The following is a 15,403-nucleotide window of genomic DNA, read 5'->3' on the forward strand; positions in this document are numbered from 1 at the left end:
GTTTTTTTGTTTAACCGTTCCTTAAGACGGTTAGAAAAAGAAACGGATGGTTTGCCGATGATTGCTGCCCCGTGAAAGCTGCCACAAAGAGACGCATCAGTGCGTTCGCAGTCTATTTCGCACTTTCTGCCTTACTGCTCGTCAAAGGGTTTTCTCTGCGTCACCACCTGATTGGTGTAGGGGCCGATGTGGTGGAGTCCTTTGCCGGTCTGCCTGCTGTTGTGCAAAGCGTATCTCGACCGGACGATCACAAGGCTCCGCTTTATTGTGGCGTTGTCGATGACTGCACTGCTCCAGCTCGGTATCTCCACGGAGGTCCTATTTACTTCCGCCGTGATGGGGGTTGTGACTTGGCACGTGATGTTGGGCTGGCCGGGATTGTAACGATTATTCTTGCATCGCCGTTTTTATTGTATCTGGTCAAGGGTATGAAGGTCGTGCCGGGGCAGCTGAATGATCCGGATTTCTATTCTGCTGACATTCTCAATTTTCTGGTTCCCACGCCGGTGACGCTTCCCGGTGGGGCGTTGTTCAGTTCGGTATCCGATCAGTTCACGGGGAATATCAGTGAGCAGGACGCTTATATCGGGTTGCCGTTTTTTCTTCTGGCCGTCTATTTTTCAACCATCGCATTCCGGAGTTCGCTTCTGGTGAAGCGGTGTGTGCTGGTATTCTGGATTTCCGTTCTTTTCTCGCTGGGCGGTGTTCTCCATGCGGGGGAGAACGTCGCCCATGGCCCCCTGCCATGGCATCTCGTGGATCATCTGCCTGTTGTGAGTTCAGTTCTTCCCGTCAGATTTGCGATGTTTACCAGTCTGGCTCTGACTGTCCTGTGTGCAGTGTTTCTCGCTCAACGTCCGACAGTAGGTCGCTATGGCGTTGTTCTATGCGGGCTCCTGTTCCTGTTTCCCGCTCCGGCGGCGCAGGGGTGGGAAGCGACAACGTCCAGTCCGTTTTTCACCTAGGCCAGTATAAAGAGTCATTTTGGCAACGATCCTGTTCTGGTTGTTCTTCCGTTCGGGTATCTGGGCCATTCCGTGGCGTGGCAGCTCCAGTCCGGCTACGCCTTTCGGCAGACGGGCGGATATCTCGGCTATACTCCGACCAGTGAGCATAACGACGCTGTTCTTTCAGCCTTTCTGAATAACGCCATACCGCCGCATTTCGATGAACAGCTGGGTTTTTACTGCGTCGATCACCACGCGACGGCCATTGTCATCGGGCCCAGGACGAAGGACATATTGAGGCAGGCGATCCTCGAGACACACTGGCCGGCTGAACGGGATGGAGACATGATCATAGTGCGGGTCCCGCCGCGCGAGACGCTGCCGCTCTTTCACATTTCGGGAGATTACTGGCCAAGTCCCGCTGAAGTGAACTGGATGGGACAGCAGATCGTGGTCGAGACGGGTGTTGCGCCAGCGCGGCTCGAAATTGGCCGGCCTTATGTCGTTTCTTCGCCCGGAGTGTCGGTCTCTACAGGCAATATTGTACGACACATTGGCTTTCAGCCTAGAGAGAAGACGGTGATCGATCTTCCGGCCAACAGCAGGACGATCATCCGGGCGGATAAGGTGTTCGTTCCCGCAAAAGAGGGGATCAATACGGATCAGCGGGCCCTTTTGCTCCTGATTGGTCGGCGCTGATGCCGCATGAGGGCGAGAGGGATTTTCGACGCTTCTACGGATGATGGATATAAGAATTGAATTCTGTATTTCCATGATGATTTCTGAACCATGGAAGTATGCTGGTGGATTTTGAATAAGGTGGGATGATTTCGTGGGGGGGGTGACCGTTCGGCAGTGTGTGATTGTTCTTGAAGATGGCGTATCGGGTTCTTTGCTGGCAGAAAGCGTGCGTCCCAAGGCATTTGCTCCATGTGGTGACAGGCCGTTTCTGGCCTGGTTAATGCGGGAAATGCAGCGCTTCGGGGTCGAGGAATTTGTTGTTCTGGTGTCTTCCTGCTCTGCGCAGCTTGAAGACGCGATCGAACAGATCCGTTCCTTTTTGCCAAAGCAGTCTGAAATTATTCTGAGCACCTGTCCTTTTTCTTCGGGGGCGGGGAGCGCTCTTCTGTATTCAAAGCCCTTGCTTCGGGAGCGTTTCTTTCTCTGTCACGGAGAAGCGCTGTTTTCGGGCAATCTTTCACGTTTTCTGCAACAGGCGCGAGAAGGGAACTCTGTTCTGGTCAGGTCTGTCGACGGTTTGAGCCGGTACGGCAATGTTCGCCTGCAGCCTGATGGCGAATATGTGGAAGATTTATATTTTGAGCATGATCGGTCCAAGACATCGGGATTTGCCAGCAGCGGCATTTATATTTTTGATCATTCGATTTTCGATCATCTGACTGAAAACTGTTCTCTGGAAAAGGATGTTCTTCCGGCCCTCGCGCGAAACCGTAGCCTGAAAGCCGTGCCGCTTTCTGGGGCATTCTGGGATATCGGGAAGATGGCCGACGATGAAATCCAGGCTCTGGATTTGTCTGGGAGCCTGCTTCGGCCGGCAGTATTTCTCGACCGGGATGGTGTCATCAATCGCGATCATGGCTGGGTCGGAACGCGTGAGCGGTTTGAATGGGAAAGTAATGTCCGTGAAACCATCGCCCGCATTGCGGACCGTGGATATCATATTTTCATCGTCACGAATCAGTCCGGGATCGCGCGTGGTTTTTATTCCGAGCGCGATCTTGAGCATCTCATGGACTGGGTGATCGACAGTATCCGGGAATACGGTGGAAATGTTGATGACTGGCGATACTGTCCCATACACCCTGAGGCGGTTATCGAGAAATACCGGGGGACCAGTATGGATCGCAAACCCGGGCCAGGGATGCTTCTCGACTTGCTGCAGCGGTGGGAACTATGCCCTTCCTGCTGCCTGATGTTCGGGGATCAGCCTTCCGATATGGCTGCCGCTCGCGCGGCGGGTGTGGAAGGCGTTACCGTGGGACCTGTGTCGCTCGCAGAACTGATCGCTTCAAGGGAGGGGTTTTGACCTGCGTCCCCTTGAGGATCAGGTCGCCGTTTTTCGCATGCAGTCTTCATAGACATCGCGCAGGGTGTCTTCCCATGCGATCTGTCGTCTCCATCCCAAGGTCGAGGTGATGAGTGTCGCATCGCCTCGGGCAATCGGGATATCAGAAGGGCGCAACCTGTCAGGATCTGTGACGACTTCGGCGTTGATGCCGCTGATGGTCAGAAGATCGTCCAGAATGGAGCGAATGGAACGCGTCTCACCAGAGCACACATTCAGGATCGTGCCCGGCGTCAGAGGCTTCTTCGCTGTAAGGACATCAAGATAGGCGTCGCACACATCGCGGACATCGAGAAAGTCGCGCCGGGCGTCCAGATTGCCGACGCTGATTTCCGGCTTCTGTAGCCCTTTTGCAATGCGCGCGATCTGGGATGCAAAGGCTGGAACCACGAAATCGGGAGACTGGCCGGGACCGGTATGGTTGAACGGCCGCATCCGGATGACCCGCAGGCCCGATCTGGCCATTGCGCCCAAGGCCAGATCGGCAGCAGCCTTGGTCGCCGCATACGTATTGCCCGGGGCGAGGGGGGCATCCTCGGTCAGGGCCGTCCCGTGCTGGAACGTGGTGCCATAGGCTTCTGCCGTGGAGGCGAAGAGGAAGGTGCTGTGTGGAACATGGCGCAGCATGGCGCGTGCGACATTGAGCGTTCCGTGCAGATTGACGTCCCAGGCATGGTCCGGAGATTTCCGGGCTGCACCAATGGTCGAAACGGCGGCGAGATGGACGCAGTGAGCCGGTTTTTCGGCAGCGATGACCTTCTCAACAGCCTGCGCATCCCGGATATCCGGGACGGCAGGTAAAATCTCGCTGCCGGGAAAGCGTCTCCGCACCTGATGTTGCAGGTGCTGTCCGACAAAACCCCTCAGCCCCGTTATGAGAAGGCGCATACGACCGCCTGCTTAAAGGCCGTTGCGTTTGCGGTGGCGGGCCAGATCCGCTTCCACCATCTCGGTGATCATCTCTTCCAGCGTGGTTTCCGGCTCCCAGCCCAGCGCTTTTTTCGCTTTGCTGGCATCGCCCAGAAGGACTTCGACTTCTGCCGGTCGCAGGAAGGCCGGGTTGGTGACAACGTGATCTTCGTAATTCAGGCCAACCGAAGAGAAGGCGATGCGGCACAGGTCGCGGATGCTTGTGGTGCGGCCTGTTGCGATGACGTAGTCGTCCGGAACTTCCTGCTGGAGCATCAGGTACATGGCACGGACATAATCCCGCGCATGTCCCCAGTCACGGGTGGCATCCAGATTACCTAGGGCCAGTTCTTTCGCCAGGCCGAGCTTGATGCGGGCGACGCCATCCGTAACCTTGCGGGTTACGAATTCGATGCCCCGCAGCGGGCTTTCATGATTAAACAGGATGCCGGAGGAGGCATGCATCCCGAAGCTCTCGCGGTAATTTACGGTCATCCAGTGCGCGTAAAGCTTGGCGGCGGCATAGGGAGAGCGTGGGTAGAACGGCGTTTTTTCGTTCTGCACCGGCTCCTGGATCAGGCCATACATTTCGGAAGAAGAGGCCTGATAGAAACGGGCATCGCTTTTGACGATGCGGGCCGCTTCCAGCATGTTGACGGCCCCCATGCCGGTTACATTTCCGGTCAGCAGCGGCTGCTGCCAAGATGCGGCGACGAAGCTCTGGGCAGCAAGATTGTAGATCTCGTCGGGTTTGACGGTTTCCACAATGCGAATGAGCGAGGACAGGTCGGTCATATTGCCGTCGAGCAGCTCGACATCATCAAGAATGCCGAGCCAGCAGAGACGCTCGCCGATGACATCCGCGGAAGCCGAGCGGCGCAGGAGGCCTACGACCCGGTAGCCTTTTCCAAGCAGAAGCTGACTGAGATAGGCGCCGTCCTGGCCAGTGATTCCTGTAATGAGAGCTGTAGGCATGCTTTTCCCAGTCCGGCTTGATGACAGTCTGCGCCCACCATACGGGCTCATAGGGTGTCAGGGGGGGGTAATCTGCCATATCACAGTGGTCAATGTCGGAGTGGAGCCCTACCGGGATATCCAGAACAGAAATATGCTCACACTGTCGCAGGTATGGGAGGCGCCAAGACCCTCTCGACAGCTCAGAAGCGTTCCGGTTACAATCTGTAGCAAAATATCTGAATGGAAAGATGATGGCATCTTACAGGAAACCTGAGAGGTCTTCGTTTCATATTCCTGCGGCGTCACAGGATGGCCGCTCTTCTGCAGGGGAGGGCAAGCCAGCGCTGTCGGCTGTTGAGAAGTATCGTCTGCTGCGTGAGACACGGCGTGTGCTCAGGCGCGAGCGTCTCGCCGGAGAGCGGAAAGCCGACCTGCGTTAAGAGGCGGGCGCCAAGGGGCTGCTGCTCGGGCCGGATGTGACGGGAGTATCGGTCATTCCGGGATAGGCTGACAGGTTGGCGAGGGGGGCAGGACGCCCCATCAGGAAGCCCTGTGCCGTGCTGCAGGAGGTGTGCCGCAGCATGTCGAGCTGGGCTGCGGTTTCGACGCCTTCGGCGATGACTTCCATCGACATGGCGTGACCCAGTGTCATGATGGCACTGACGATGCTCTGGGCCTGCGGGTCGTTCAGCATGTCCCGGATGAATGAGCGGTCGATCTTGATCCTGTCGAAAGGGAAACTGCGCAGGTAATTGAGGCTTGAAAACCCGATGCCGAAATCGTCCATGACGATTTTGACGCCGAGAGCGCGGATCTTGCTCATGGTTTCCAGATTGCGCTGCACGGCCTCGAGAAAGATGCTTTCCGTCAGTTCGAGTTCGAGGCGCTCTGCCGCCAGTCCTGTCTGGAACAGGGTCTGGATTACAGCGGCGTACATGTCGTCGTGAAGGAACTGGACGGCGGAAATATTGACGGCGACCCTGACATGCGAGGGCAGTCTGCTGACCTGGGCGCAGGCTTCGAGCAGGACCCAACGGCCGATCGAGACAATCAGGCCGCTCTCTTCCGCTATGGGGATGAATTCGTTGGGAGAAATGACCCCTCTTGTAGGGTGCTGCCAGCGCAGGAGCGCTTCAACGCATTCGATCCGGTTCGTCCTGAGGCAGATCAGGGGCTGGAATTCCAGAAAAAACTGGTTTGTCTCAAGGGCCCGCTGCAGATCGTGTTCCAGCTCCGAGCGATGATGGACATCGGCCTGCATGAGGGGGGTGAAGCTGATCCAGTCCGGCGACTGAAGGCGGCGTGCCTCGTTCAGGGCCAGCTCGGCGTAGTGGCAGGCGGTTTCGAAACGGTAAGTGTCGAACGGGATAAGGCAGCAGCCGATGCTGGCCGTCAGATGGATCCTGTGTCCTTCTATCGAGAGGGTGGTGTGGAAGATATCCCGGACGATCTGGGCCCAGCGCGTCGCCTGGCCCGGATGTTCGTAGGGGAACGGGCAGAAAATGCCGAAATCGTCGCCGCCCAGCCGTGCGATGATACACTCTTCGGTCAGGAAGGCCCGAAGACGTTGCCCGATTTCGCTGAGAACGTTATCGGCGATGCGGGTGCCATAACGCTCGTTAATGGTGCGGAAACGATTGATGTTAGCATGCAGCAGGATCCCGGCGGGCTGCCGCGTTGTTCCGTTGCCGAGAAACGCGCTTACGGCTTTCCCAAACTCTTCCTGACCGCATAATCCCGTGCCACTCTCCGGAGACAGGCTGCGGGATGCGGACAGGCAGGGGGGAAACGTGATGGCCAGGGCCATGCAGTCCAGGTCATTGCGCCGAAGAGGTGTCAGCCGGAATTCGACCTGAAAGCTCCGTCCTTCCAGGGTCCGGAGGACACCGGGATGGTAACTGTTATCCGGTGGGGTTTTCAGGGCTCCGGGAAGGATATCGCGGATGGAGGGGAAGTTCTGGAGATCGGTTCCGACACAGGAGAGAAGGGGTCTGTTGGCCTCGATGATCCGGCCCTGATAGAGGATGGCCAGTCCTTCGCTGGAGGCATCGGCGAGATGATGAATGGGAAACAGCGCCGTGATGTTTTCTCGTGATGTGCTGCCCAGTGCCTTTCCCAGGGGCGCAGTCTTCGGGAAGGTGACGTCCACACGATGTGGAGTTCCTTCCTGGCTGATCCTCTGGGAAATATGCACAATCATTTCTGTTCCTCTGTCTCTCCAGAAGATGGCCCGGCTTCTGTTAAGAAACTGGAAATGTCAGACAGTCATGAACTGCTCAAACTGAAACAAAATGTTTCTGAACGAGGAACCGGCCATCATGCAGCACCCCGTCCTGACCATTCTGCCGCCGCGGGAGCGTTATGAGGCGGGGCATGCGGGGGCGATTTCCCTGCTTGTCAGCCGGAAAGCGCGGTTTTCGGATGTTGTGGCAGGGATGGGGCGGATCGGTACGCCTCTGCCTGGGGGGCAGTACAGGCCGTTAATCCTGCCCCGGGTTCCGCTCTCACGGAAGTGGCGTCTGCGTCTCGCCTGCGTGGCCATGATGCGGTTTTGCTGCCCTGCTTTGACGGAAATTCACAATCGGCCCGATCTGGCGCGCTTTCTGGTCCGGTTCGGGCCCGTCAGGCTGATTCTGCATAACGATCCCTGCACCATGCGCGGTGCGCGTTCCGTCCGGCAGAGGGAAGATCTTGCCCGGCATATTCTGGTCTGCGGCGTTTCGGAGTGGGTGACCAGGCGTTTTTGTGGAGGATGCGGGCCGATCCGGACGGAGGTGCAGCCCAACTGTATCGACCTGTCCGTATTGCCGACGGCCGGTCTGCGGCAGAAGGTGGTGCTGTTTGCAGGGCGGGTTGTGGCGGACAAGGGGGTGGATGCGTTTGTTCGGGCCTGGGGAGCGATCCGGGCGCAGTATCCGGGATGGCGGGCTGTCATCATGGGTGCGGACCGCTTTGGACCCGACTCACCGGAAACGCCTTTTCTGGAAAAGCTGCGGCCTCAGGCTGCCGCCGCGGGGATCATGATGACGGGATACCGGCCTCATGATGATGTGCTGGAGGCGATGGCCAAGGCGGCTGTGGTGGTGGTGCCCAGTCGCTGGGAAGAGCCTTTTGGCATGACGGCGCTGGAGGCCATGGGATGTGGCGCGGCAATTGTCGCGTCACCCGTGGGGGCGCTGCCTGATCTGGTGGGAGATGCGGCTTTGCTCGCAGCTCCGGACGATGCCGGGGCGCTGGAACAGGCTCTGAGCCGTTTGATGGACGACGACGGTCTCAGAGCCCGGTTGGGAGAACGGGGGCGGGAACGGGCAGCGTTGTTCGATGTTGCGGCTGCCCGTGTCCGGCAGGAAGAACTGCGGCAGGCGGCGATTGCATTCTCGCGCCGCCCAGCGCAGCTTTGAGGTCAGTCCCGTGCCGGGGGCGCCATGAAAGTCGGGTCGATGGGATTGGGGACATGCCTAGCCAGAATGTCGTCCACGGCTTTCTTCTCTTCGTCGGTCAGGGACCAGCCGAAGACGTCCTTTACGCCTGAGACCTGACCCGGCTTGCGGGCACCCCACAGGGCGATTACCGGGCCCTGATCCAGAACCCAGCGAACCGCGAAGGCCATCACAGACTTGCCGCGCTTTTCGGCAAGCTTTTCGAACTCGTCCATGGCTGCGAGGTACTTCTCGAAATTCGGCTTCTGGAACTTCGGATCGTTCGAACGCAGGTCATCCTTCGGGAAGGTCGTATCGCGGTTCATCTTGCCTGTCAGCAGGCCGCGGCAGAGGGCCCCGTAAGCGAGAACGACGGCATTGTGCTTTTCGGCGTAGGGCAGGATGTCCTTCTCGATGGTGCGTTCGAAAAGGTTCAGCGGGGGCTGGATCGTGGCGAGCGGGGCGACTTCGCGGAAGATGTCCATCTGCTCCGGCGAGAAGTTGCTTACGCCGAGGGCACGGATCTTGCCGTCCTGATGGAGTTTCTGAAGCTCGCGGGCGCTCTCGTCGATCGGGGTTTTGTCGTCGGGCCAGTGGATCTGCTCGAGATCGATCGTCTCCACACGCAGACGGCGGAGCGAGTCCTCGACTTCCTTGCGGATGCGGGCCGGGCGGGAGTCCCGGAAGACCTTCATATTCTTTTCGTCTTCGCCAACCCAGTGGAGCCCGAGTTTCGTGGCGACATGCGCCTTGTTGGGCTTCTCGGCGAGTGCCCGGCCGACGATTTCCTCGGAATGGCCGAAGCCGTAGACCGGGGCGGTGTCGATCAGGTTGATGCCTTCATCGAGGGCCGCGTGAATGGTGCGGACGCCATTGTCATCATCGGGGCCGCCCCACATCCAGCCGCCGATGGCCCAGGTGCCGAGGGCGACGCGGGAGAGAGGCGTGTCGATGCCGGGGATGCGGATGGTGTCGGATGCCATGAGTGTCTCCACTTGAAATGGACGGTAACGAAAAAGCGCTTCGGACTGTAAGTGGTTGCATGGCAGCGGGAAACCTTCCATCCACGCCAGATGCGTTTCTCTCCTTCTGTCCTGACCCGGATCGGCCGCTGGGCTGCCGTGGTCCTGCCTCTGGCCCTGACGCATGTGCGCGTGGCGGGTGAGGCCGATCTTGATCTTCTGGCCGTGCTGCTTCTGCTGCATTCGGGCCTGACTGGGGGACGGCAGGGCGGATGGGACTGGTTCCGCGAGCCGTGGGTCGTTGCCACGTTCTGCTGGTGGGGCTGGCAGGTTCTGTGCACGCTGTGGGTAGCGCCGGGGCATGGGGCGCTGGTTCAGTCGCTGCTGGCGATCCGTTTTCCACTCGCGGCCGCCGCTTTGGGCTGCTGGGTGCTGAAGGATACGGTCTGGCGCCGGCGCGTGCTGTGGCTGACCTGTGCGTGCGGGATTTATATCGCGTTGCAGATGCTGATCCAGGCGGTATTCGGGCGCAATCTGTTCGGGATTCCACGCTTTCATGACGGAACGCTGACGGGGCCGTATGCGCATCCGCGGGCCGCAGCACCTCTGTCCCGGCTGATCCTGCCGCTGCTGATGGTCGGGTGTGCGGCGGCGGAAGGGGCACGCAGCCGTCTGGTGCGGACGCTGGGACTGTGCGCGGCCACGGTTCTGGCGGTCGGAATCATGGTACTGGCCGGGCAGAGGATGCCGCTTGCGCTATCCCTGCTGGGGATTGGTGTCTGTGCGCTGCTCTATCGGCCGATGCGTCCGGCAGCACTGGCGGCTGCGGCGATGCTGCCGGTTCTGGTGCTGGTGGCGCGCGTGTTCTCGCCGGGCAGCTTTTTTCATCTCGTAACGCTGGCGCGGCAGCAGCTCACGCATTTCGGCCAGTCGCCTTATGGGGAAATCTACACCCATGCGGTCGTGATGGCGCAGGCGCATCCCTGGATTGGGCAGGGCTATGACGCCTACCGGCATTTCTGTGCCGCGCCATCCACGTTTCATGGGATCGCGGGCCTGTCTGATGCCATTCCGGAACAGGGATGGCTGTCCCTCTGTGTGCAGCATCCGCACAACCATTACCTTCAGGCGTTGGTCAATGCCGGAGTGCCGGGCCTTATCCTGTTCGTGCTGATGATCGCGACCTGGCTGAAGGCGATCTGGCCGGGGCGGAATGGCGCGGCGATGTCGATCGGGCTGTTTGCCGCCGTGTTCATTCAGGAATGGCCGATCGCGTCCTCTTCGGACTTCCTGAACCTGCCCCTGAGCGGCTGGGGCTTCCTGCTTCTGGGGCTGGCGTTGGCCTATCGGACATTCCGGGGTGGGGACGGGTTTCAAGCGGGCAGGGACCAGCCTATATCATAAGGCAGATTACGGAGGCCTTATGTCCAGCACCCCTGATACCACCCCCGAGACTGCTGCTGCGCCGGCACGGACCGGAACCGTTCCCGTGACGGTCCTCACCGGCTTTCTCGGCGCCGGCAAGACGACGCTTCTCAATCATATCCTGACAGCCGAGCATGGCCGCAAATATGCGGTGGTCGTGAATGAGTTCGGCGAACTCGGGATCGACAATGATCTCGTGGTAGATGCCGACGAGGAAGTGTTCGAGATGAACAACGGCTGCATCTGCTGCACGGTGCGCGGGGATCTGATCCGCATTCTGGGCAGTTTGCTGCGTCGGCGGAACCGCTTTGACGGTATCATTGTCGAGACGACCGGACTGGCCGATCCGGCTCCGGTCGCGCAGACGTTCTTCGTGGACGAGAATCTGCGGGAGAAAGCGCGTCTGGACGCGGTCGTGACGGTTGTGGATGCGTTCAACGTCATGGAAACGCTGGATGAAAGCCCCGAAGCCGTAAACCAGATCGCGTTTGCGGATGTGATCGTGCTCAACAAGGTGGATCTTGCGGATGAAGAACGCCGCAAGGAGATCGTGGCCCGTCTGCGCAAGATCAATGCTGTGGCGCAGATCCATGAGGCGCAGCATGGCGGCGTGAATCTGACGGATATTCTGGACCGTGGCGGCTTCGATCTGACGCGTGCGCTCAAGACGATGCCGGACTTTCTGGAGAACGAGCATCATTCCCATGAGGAAGGCATCACCAGCATTTCCCTGAGTATCAAGGACCTGATCGACCAGCGTCGTTTTCAGGCCTGGATCGGGGCGATCCTTCAGGAGCAGGGCGCGGACATCCTGCGGGCCAAGGGCATCCTGCATTTCAAGGGCGAGAAGGACCGCTTTGCGTTCCAGGCCGTGCACATGATGGCAGATGGCGACTTCATCGGCCCGTTCCGCGAAGGCGAGAGCCGGGAGTCCCGTCTGGTATTCATCGGCCGCAATCTCAACCGTCCGCAGCTTCGTCGCGGATTTGAAAGCTGCATTGCGGAATGATGGGTGATCTTCTGATGGATCGGGGCGGAGAGCGCCGGTTCGAGAGCCCGGTTGTCCAGGTCATCTCTTCGCGTGACGGGCACGGTTTTGCAGCACTGACGGCGGATGGGGAGCTTGTGCTGATCCCCCGGGACCGTCTGCGGGCTCCGGAAAGCTGGACCGTTGTGGCAGCGCATGATGGCGGGCTGTGTCTGGCGCAGGATTGCGCTCCGGATGCGTTCCTGTCGGGCGGCGAGGACGGAAAGCTCGTCCGGACTTTTGCCGACGGGCGGAGCGAGACCCTCCATGAAGGCCGGCGCTGGATCGACTGTGTGGCGAGCACGCCGGACCATCTGGCGTTCTCGACAGGCAAGCAGATCGAGGTCCGCAAGGCGGAAGGGCGTGAGACGCTCAAGGTTCTGGAGCATCCTTCGACCGTGACCGGCATCGTGTTCGATGCGAAGGGCAAGCGGATCGCGGCGTCACATTATAATGGCGCGTCGATGTGGTTCGTGCAGGCCAAGGTCGATACCGTGCGGCCGTTCGAATGGAAGGGCAGCCATATCGCGATTGCCATCCATCCGGGTGGTGAGGCCTTGGTGACGTCCATGCAGGAAAATGACCTGCATGGCTGGCGTCTGTCGGACGGGCACAACATGCGCATGAGCGGCTATCCGAAGCAGGTGAAGTCGCTGGCGTTTACGCGCAATGGCCGCTGGCTGGCGACGGCCGGGGCGGATGCGATCATCCTGTGGCCGTTCTTCGGCGGCGGGCCGATGGGCAAGGCCCCGGCCGAACTGGCGCGTCTGCCGGGGCTGTTCGTGAGCGCGGTCTGTCCGAATCCGAAAGAGGACATCATCGCGGCGGGCTATGAGGACGGGACGGTCGTTCTCGCGGAAATCGGCGGGGGCGACCAGCGCGTCCTGCCGCTGTGCTCCGGACAGGATACGAAGCGGGGCAAGGTGACCTCGCTGGGGTTCACGCCGCAGGGCGGGTCTCTGGTGTTCGGAACCGAAGAGGGGGTTCTGGCGGCGATCGACCTCTCCAGTGCGGACTGAAGCCTGAAAGGGGCGGCAACTTTTCTGATGAATTGTTGCCGCCCCTGAAACACGGTATGTTCGCTCATGCCCAGCATGGACCCCGCCCCAAAAGCGTCTGTGAAGACCGTGGTTTCGCCGGACGCCCCGCCGTTTCCGGCGGAGAGGCCTGCTGATCTGAACATGTACGGGGATCTGAAAGCATTTTCGGATCTTGACCTTGATGACATTGCCGTTGCGGCGGCGGCCGTCTGTCGCACGCCGATCGCTCTGGTCAGTATTCTCGATGGGGACCAGCTCTGGTTTTCCGCGCGGGTCGGTACGGATCAGCCATCGGGGGCCCTGGCCAATTCGGGATGTGCGCCTGTCATCGCGCGCAGGGTTCCGGTGGTGATCCCCGATATGATGGCCGATCCCGAGACACGGAAAAACGGTCTCGTCTGCGGGGCGCTAGGTCTGCGCTTTTATGCCGGATATCCGCTGTTCACCGCAGAAGATGAGGTTTTCGGCACGCTGTGCGTTGTGGATCTTCAGACGCGTCCGCAGGGTCTGTTGCAGGCGGAAAGTAACGGACTGGCGGCTCTGGCGCGTCAGGCCATGCGTCTGATGGAGATGCGTCGGGAAACCGTGGCGCAGGAGCGGCGTCTGACGGCGCAGCAGATCCGCAGGGAGCGGGCCACCCGACAGGCCAGACAGGCGGAGGCGGAACGCCGGCATACGCTGGAAAAATACGCCATCCAGCAGGCGGCCGGAGCGGCTGGCGGGGTCGGGATCTATGAATATGATCTGACCAGCGGGGACATCGCCGTTTCCCCGGAAGTCTGCCGTATCATTGGCCTGCCCGTTACGGATGTCGTAACGGTGCGGCAATGGATGGCGCAGGTGCATGAGGACGACAAGCCGCAGATCCCGGTCCTGTCGCAGCTGCTGGACGGATCGGCGCCGCTGAAACTCGAATATCGCGTGGTGCGGGCGGATGACCAGCGGGAACGCTGGGTTCTGCGTCAGGGTGTTCTGGACCGTGATGAGGCGGGGCGTCCCGTCCGCCTCATCGGAACAATTCAGGACATCACGCCTGAGCGGAATGCGACCAGCCGTCTGACGACCCTTCTGGCGGTGGGCGATGCCCTGCGGATGGCCACGACGCGTAGCCAGGCACTGACGGAGTCCTGCCGCCTTCTGGGGCAGCGGCTGGAGGTGCAGCGTGTCGGGTTCGCGGCCATTACGGTGCGCGACGAACTCTTTACCGTCGATCAGGGATGGTGCGCGCCGGAGATGCCGGTGGTTTCGGGAGAGTTCTCCTTCAAGGCCTTCCGCCGGACGTCGGATTTTTTGCGCAGCGGAGCCGTCCTCATTGTGGACGATCTCTCCAGCCCGTCCTGGATGCGCGAGGAGCGTGAGGCCTGTCGTGCAGTGCAGATCGAGGCGCAGATTGTCGTCCCGAAAATGGATCATGGCGAACTGACGGGCTGTCTGTTCGTCCATAGCGCGCTTCCGCGGGAATGGACGCTGGACGAGACGTCCTTCATCCGGACTGCCGCGGACCGGATTTTTGCGGCGCTGGACGAATGGGATGCCGAGACGCGTCAGGAGATCGTCAATCATGAAATCCTTCACCGCCTGAAGAATACGCTGAGCATTGTGCAGAGCCTGGCGCATCAGGGGTTCCGTAGCGTGGATGACCAGGGGCCGCTCACGACCTTCACGTCCCGTCTGGTGGCGCTGAGTGCAGCGCATGACCTGCTGATGCGCCGGAACTGGCAGTCCACGGATCTGGCGAGTCTGGTGCAGGGTGTGCTCACGCCGCTGGGCGTGGAGAACAGGGTTCAGGTCTCGGGGCCGTTTCTCAAGCTGGGTCCGGATACGGCGACGTCTTTTTCGATGCTGCTGCATGAACTGGCGACGAACGCCATGAAATACGGTGCGCTGAGTGTTGCCGAGGGAACGGTGTCCCTGCACTGGACGATGACGGGCACGGGTGAGGGGGCTGTCATGGCATTGCAGTGGCGTGAGGCCGGTGGACCGCAGGTTACGCCACCCGCGCGGACCGGCTTTGGCGTGCGTCTTCTGAAGGCCGGATTGGGGCGGCACGGGAAAACGGAACTTCACTACGCCCCGATGGGTTTATGTGCAGACCTGACCGCCCCCATCCTGTCGCTCGCGACGGTCTGAGACTCACCGGAGACCCGTTTTACATGCCGGAGGACCCTGACACACGGCCCACCATCCTCATCGTCGAAGACATTGTCTTCATCCGTATGATGACGGAGGACTACTTCGCGAATGCCGGTTTCAGGACCCTGAGCGCGCGTACGACGGCAGAGGCCATTGTGCTTCTCGAAACGGATCCGACGATCCGTTACCTGTTTGCGGATATTCACCTGCCAGGCGGTGAGGACGGCCAGAAACTGGCGGCCACGGCCCGGAAGCGCTGGCCACCCGTGAAGATCATCCTGACCTCCGCCGACATGCCTGCGGATCAGGTCCGGCTGCCGGTGCGCGGGCTGTTCGTGCCCAAACCCTACAGTCTGGACCGGGTCAGGCAGGCTTTCGAGACGATGCCCTGATCGGACTGCGGGTCAGCGTTCCGGCTGCGGATCCGAGGTCCGGTCCGTGTGGCCGAGGTCGCGTTCGGGGGCAATGATGTCCCTGACGCGCTGTTTCAGCTCCTTG

At 60.2% G+C, this 15,403-nt stretch carries 13 protein-coding genes; 9 read left to right on the plus strand and 4 right to left on the minus strand.

Annotated elements, in window-relative coordinates:
* Positions 1 to 71 precede the first annotated feature (71 nt).
* The 3 genes from GOX01_RS09935 to GOX01_RS09945 all read left to right on the plus strand — a co-directional run bounded on the left by GOX01_RS09935 (position 72) and on the right by GOX01_RS09945 (position 2,994).
* Positions 72 to 965: a hypothetical protein gene (locus GOX01_RS09935; protein ID WP_131973890.1), complete on the plus strand. Its 894-nt coding sequence runs from the start codon at positions 72 to 74 to the stop codon at positions 963 to 965.
* Positions 966 to 1,037: 72 nt separating this feature from the next.
* On the plus strand, positions 1,038 to 1,646 hold the full coding sequence (locus GOX01_RS09940; RefSeq protein WP_024717123.1) for a hypothetical protein: 609 nt from the start codon (positions 1,038 to 1,040) through the stop codon (positions 1,644 to 1,646).
* 142 nt (positions 1,647 to 1,788) lie between these two features.
* Positions 1,789 to 2,994, plus strand: coding sequence for an HAD-IIIA family hydrolase (locus tag GOX01_RS09945; RefSeq protein ID WP_131973889.1), 1,206 nt, complete (start codon positions 1,789 to 1,791; stop codon positions 2,992 to 2,994).
* Between the two features lie 18 nt (positions 2,995 to 3,012).
* Here GOX01_RS09945 and GOX01_RS09950 read toward each other — a convergent pair whose 3' ends face one another.
* The 3 genes from GOX01_RS09950 to GOX01_RS09960 all read right to left on the minus strand — a co-directional run bounded on the left by GOX01_RS09950 (position 3,013) and on the right by GOX01_RS09960 (position 7,099).
* Entirely contained in the window at positions 3,013 to 3,921 is a 909-nt protein-coding gene (locus GOX01_RS09950) for a GDP-mannose 4,6-dehydratase (protein WP_011253135.1), read from the minus strand.
* A 12-nt stretch (positions 3,922 to 3,933) separates the two neighbouring features.
* Positions 3,934 to 4,917 (minus strand): GDP-mannose 4,6-dehydratase, encoded by a 984-nt coding sequence (gmd, locus tag GOX01_RS09955; RefSeq protein ID WP_011253136.1) that lies wholly within the window; start codon positions 4,915 to 4,917, stop codon positions 3,934 to 3,936.
* Between the two features lie 418 nt (positions 4,918 to 5,335).
* Complete coding sequence (locus GOX01_RS09960; protein ID WP_062269064.1) at positions 5,336 to 7,099, minus strand: putative bifunctional diguanylate cyclase/phosphodiesterase; 1,764 nt, start codon at positions 7,097 to 7,099, stop codon at positions 5,336 to 5,338.
* Positions 7,100 to 7,217: 118 nt separating this feature from the next.
* Here GOX01_RS09960 and GOX01_RS09965 point away from each other — a divergent pair, with 118 nt between their 5' ends.
* On the plus strand, positions 7,218 to 8,300 hold the full coding sequence (locus tag GOX01_RS09965; RefSeq protein WP_034954397.1) for a glycosyltransferase family 4 protein: 1,083 nt from the start codon (positions 7,218 to 7,220) through the stop codon (positions 8,298 to 8,300).
* A 2-nt stretch (positions 8,301 to 8,302) separates the two neighbouring features.
* Here the strand turns inward: GOX01_RS09965 and GOX01_RS09970 are convergent, their stop codons facing one another.
* Positions 8,303 to 9,301, minus strand: a complete 999-nt coding sequence (locus GOX01_RS09970) for an aldo/keto reductase (protein ID WP_011253139.1) — start codon at positions 9,299 to 9,301, stop codon at positions 8,303 to 8,305.
* 51 nt (positions 9,302 to 9,352) lie between these two features.
* Here GOX01_RS09970 and GOX01_RS09975 point away from each other — a divergent pair, with 51 nt between their 5' ends.
* The 5 genes from GOX01_RS09975 to GOX01_RS09995 all read left to right on the plus strand — a co-directional run bounded on the left by GOX01_RS09975 (position 9,353) and on the right by GOX01_RS09995 (position 15,297).
* On the plus strand, positions 9,353 to 10,684 hold the full coding sequence (locus tag GOX01_RS09975) for an O-antigen ligase family protein (protein ID WP_231139108.1): 1,332 nt from the start codon (positions 9,353 to 9,355) through the stop codon (positions 10,682 to 10,684).
* Between the two features lie 19 nt (positions 10,685 to 10,703).
* Positions 10,704 to 11,714, plus strand: coding sequence for a CobW family GTP-binding protein (locus GOX01_RS09980; RefSeq protein WP_011253141.1), 1,011 nt, complete (start codon positions 10,704 to 10,706; stop codon positions 11,712 to 11,714).
* Positions 11,711 to 12,751, plus strand: coding sequence for a WD40 repeat domain-containing protein (locus tag GOX01_RS09985; RefSeq protein WP_024717121.1), 1,041 nt, complete (start codon positions 11,711 to 11,713; stop codon positions 12,749 to 12,751). The genes GOX01_RS09980 and GOX01_RS09985 overlap by 4 nt, the downstream gene beginning before the upstream one ends.
* Before the next feature lie 162 nt (positions 12,752 to 12,913).
* Positions 12,914 to 14,902 carry a GAF domain-containing protein gene (locus tag GOX01_RS09990; RefSeq protein ID WP_170212322.1) on the plus strand — a complete coding sequence of 663 codons (1,989 nt, stop codon included), beginning with the start codon at positions 12,914 to 12,916 and terminating at the stop codon, positions 14,900 to 14,902.
* Between the two features lie 23 nt (positions 14,903 to 14,925).
* The gene (locus tag GOX01_RS09995) at positions 14,926 to 15,297 is read left to right on the plus strand and encodes a response regulator (protein ID WP_011253144.1); all 372 of its coding nucleotides are present in this window, start codon (positions 14,926 to 14,928) and stop codon (positions 15,295 to 15,297) included.
* The last annotated feature ends 106 nt before the right edge of the window (positions 15,298 to 15,403 follow it).

This window comes from Gluconobacter oxydans, from assembly GCF_006539685.1.
GTDB lineage: Bacteria > Pseudomonadota > Alphaproteobacteria > Acetobacterales > Acetobacteraceae > Gluconobacter > Gluconobacter oxydans.

Bases quoted from the DNA above. Each gene is read 5' to 3' on its own strand.
- GOX01_RS09990 (WP_170212322.1), top strand. From the start codon at position 12,914: ATGTACGGGGATCTGAAAGCATTTTCGGATCTTGACCTTGATGACATT.
- GOX01_RS09970 (WP_011253139.1), bottom strand. From the start codon at position 9,301: ATGGCATCCGACACCATCCGCATCCCCGGCATCGACACGCCTCTCTCC.
- GOX01_RS09960 (WP_062269064.1), bottom strand. From the start codon at position 7,099: ATGATTGTGCATATTTCCCAGAGGATCAGCCAGGAAGGAACTCCACAT.
- GOX01_RS09950 (WP_011253135.1), bottom strand. From the start codon at position 3,921: ATGCGCCTTCTCATAACGGGGCTGAGGGGTTTTGTCGGACAGCACCTG.
- GOX01_RS09995 (WP_011253144.1), top strand. From the start codon at position 14,926: ATGCCGGAGGACCCTGACACACGGCCCACCATCCTCATCGTCGAAGAC.
- GOX01_RS09965 (WP_034954397.1), top strand. From the start codon at position 7,218: ATGCAGCACCCCGTCCTGACCATTCTGCCGCCGCGGGAGCGTTATGAG.
- gmd (WP_011253136.1), bottom strand. From the start codon at position 4,917: ATGCCTACAGCTCTCATTACAGGAATCACTGGCCAGGACGGCGCCTAT.
- GOX01_RS09985 (WP_024717121.1), top strand. From the start codon at position 11,711: ATGATGGGTGATCTTCTGATGGATCGGGGCGGAGAGCGCCGGTTCGAG.
- GOX01_RS09980 (WP_011253141.1), top strand. From the start codon at position 10,704: ATGTCCAGCACCCCTGATACCACCCCCGAGACTGCTGCTGCGCCGGCA.